The organism is Luteococcus sediminum, from assembly GCF_054783495.1.
Genome location: NZ_BAAGQL010000038.1, coordinates 1 through 3,000 on the forward strand (window position 1 = coordinate 1; position 3,000 = coordinate 3,000).

2 protein-coding genes are annotated in these 3,000 nt (G+C 61.3%); both read right to left on the reverse strand.

All coding sequences use genetic code 11. The annotated features are described in order from the left end of the window. Positions 1-111: 111 nt before the first annotated feature. Positions 112-1,371, reverse strand: coding sequence for a restriction endonuclease subunit S (locus ACYVKA_RS13600; RefSeq protein WP_460706216.1), 1,260 nt, complete (start codon positions 1,369-1,371; stop codon positions 112-114). Next, the coding region (locus tag ACYVKA_RS13605) for an HsdM family class I SAM-dependent methyltransferase (protein ID WP_460706218.1) at positions 1,368-3,000 on the reverse strand (1,633 nt) is incomplete at its 5' end. The genes ACYVKA_RS13605 and ACYVKA_RS13600, both read right to left, overlap by 4 nt.

A 3,000-nucleotide genomic window follows, 5' to 3' on the forward strand; every position in this document is an offset into this window, starting at 1 on the left:
ACCCACATGCCAAAATCACGACCACGAGACCGGCAACAACGCTGGACCGTTGACCAACCAGCCCTCATGAAAGATCGAGGCTAAGGTGTGCTCAGTGGTGACGGACATGGCTCACTCCGGAATCCTCGTTGATGCGGTGGTGACGTCGAACTCGCCGGTGACGGCGGCGGTGATCAGAGATTGCTTGTACTCATGCAGCAGAACAATCTCCCGTACGCAGGACTTCTCGAGCAAGGAAATCTGCTCCTGCTTAGCGTGAAGGGTTTCGAGGACCTTTTCCTGAACCGAACGATCCGGGAAGGGGAACTTCGTCCCTCGCAGTTGGTCGTTTGGCAGATGGGCGATGGTTGTCTGTCCAGTTCCTATGGCAAAGACCTCAAGTCTCACGGCAGTCCGCAGGCACTCAACGAGCCATTCTGGAAGGCTGCGACCGCGTGAGCGTGCTCTGTGGAGAGCCTTTTGAAATCCCAACGGTTTTACGCCGCCCTGCCAGATGGCGGCGCGCCCCGGTTGTCCGCCTTCGCAGATTAAGAGGTCACCTGGGATGGCCGTGAACCGATCTCGCTCTGCGCTGGAGATATCCATCTCCTTGAGATCGCTCACGTCGATCATGTCCCACTGAACGTTGGTGTTTCGGAGGTATGGAATTCTATTGGTGCCCGTCTCTCTTTTTTCGTCGAGCATCTTTCCCAGCTCAACTTGAAATTGGCTAGTCACGGTCATCACGGGCCATGTCACAGGGATGCTGCCAAGCCAAGGCAATCCCGAGTCCTTGCGCTCGGTCGCCCCGGCCCCACGAATCGCCTCGTATGACAGTCGTGCCTTGACCTCTTCCAAGTCGGATGTCTGCTGCTGACGGGCGGCGATGATCTGGTCGATCCGGGCGACGCGGTCGTCGAGGAAGCCCGCGATCCGCCGCTGATCTTCCAACGGCAGATGCGGTGCGCGGAGAGCCCGGTACTTGGAGGCGGAAAAATTATCGATGGTGGAGCGGACCGCCCCTTGGTCGATCTGAGCCCAGTAGTCCTTTGATTGCATCCAGTAAGAGATGAACCGAGGGTCGGTACCATCAGCTGCACGGAATCGGACGAGGAAGCCGGCATAACAGGCGGGGTCTTGACTCTCGTACAGGCAACTCTTTCCAATCGTCGCACCCGCTGCACAAGCGACGATGTCATTCTTTTGCAACGGAGCTTGGAGTGCGATCTGAGGAGGCTGAGAAGCGAACACGTCCGTTCGAAGCGCGCGGGGACCTGCGATGTCGGTCGTTCGCACGTACCGCGGCCAGTCGGGGTTGTCGTGCTCCCCGGGTAGGCCCAGTCCATTGGTGATCGGTGCCTTCGCCAAATATTGTAGGCGGATCGTCTTCACAGCCCGAGTCCCGTCATCCAGCCCTGAATCTGAGTTTCCAGCTCCTTGATCTCGGCGGCGATCTCCTCAACGGGCCGCGGCGGTGTATAGACGTAGAACTGGCGGGTGAAGGGGATTTCGAACCCGAGCTTGGTCTTGGAGTGATCGATCCACGCATCCGCCACATAGGGGCGGATCTCGTCGGCGAGGTGCCTCTCTGCCGCCTCCAGCTGCACCTTCTCCCGCTCGTCCTTGTCGAGGTCGAACCAGCCTTCGGGGAGGGGGATGTTCTCCTGGTCGCGCAGGTCGGGGTCGGGTTCGGGCTGACCCTTCTTGAGAACCACAGGAGCCTCAGGATCACTGATCGCACAGGCCTTGGCGAAGTTCTTCTTCTGCGCGGTGGTCAGGCCAGCAGCATCGGCGAGCAATGCCTTCTCCGTGTCGTACTTCTTGCCGGCCAGATGGGCGAGCTGCTCGAAGGGTGGAGTCTTGATGGTGGCCTCGGTGACCTCCCAGCGTCGGTGGAGGGGGCGCTCGACCGTGACGCGCTGGAAACCGAAGGTCTCACGGGGCAGCACCTTGAGGCGCTTGTCATCCACGAACTCGTCCAGCGCCCCACCGACGAGCTGCACGATCTCGTCGATGGCGGCTTCGGAGAGTTCCTTGCGCTTGTCGCCGAGGCTCTTGCGCATCTTGGTACCCATGTCGCGGGCGTCGATCAGCTTCACCAAGCCCCGCTCGTCATCGGACTTGGCATTGGTGAGGATCCAGACGTAGGTGGAGATGCCGGTGTTGTAGAACATCTGGTCGGGCAGGGCGACGATCCCTTCGAGCCAGTCATTCTCCAGGATCCACCGGCGGATCTCGCTCTCGCCGGACCCGGCCTGGCCGGAAAACAACGGAGATCCGGACAACACGATCCCGACCCGAGAACCCAGCGGCGACGACTCGGTGACCGGCTTCATGTGGCCGAGCATGTGCTGCAAGAAGAGCAGCGAGCCGTCCGAGACGCGGGGGAGCCCGGCGCCGAAGCGGCCGTTGAAGCCCTGCTTCTCGTGCTCGTCCTTGATGGGCTGGGCATAGCCCTTCCAGTCCACGCCGTAGGGCGGGTTGGCCAGGATGAAGTCGAACTTCTCCGTGGAGAAGGCGTCCGCGGTGAGGGTGTTGCCATTGCGCATCCGCTCCGGGGCAATGTCCTGCATCATCAGGTCGGACTGGGCGATGGCCCAGGTCTCGTCGTTCAGCTCCTGGCCGGCGACCTGAACGATGGCCTTGTCATTGAGCTGCTTGAGGCGCTCCATCGTCACCATGAGCATGCCGCCGGTGCCGGCAGCGGGGTCATAGACCGAACGGACGGGCATCTCGTTCTCGGTCAGGGCCTGGGCGGCATTGCCCTTGATGAGCAGGTCGGCGACCAGACGGATCACCTCGCGCGGGGTGTAGTGCTCACCAGCGGTCTCGTTGCTCATTTCGGAGAACTTCCGCAGCAGCTCTTCGAAGATGTAGCCCATGGCCTCGTTGCTGACGAAGGCGGGGCGAAGGTCCAGGTCGGCGAAGTCTGCGACCACCCTGCGTGTCAGGGTGAGTTGAGACCAGTGGTTCATAGCAAGTCCGCCTCCGCAGGGCGAGATCAGGAACGACCCCGATGAG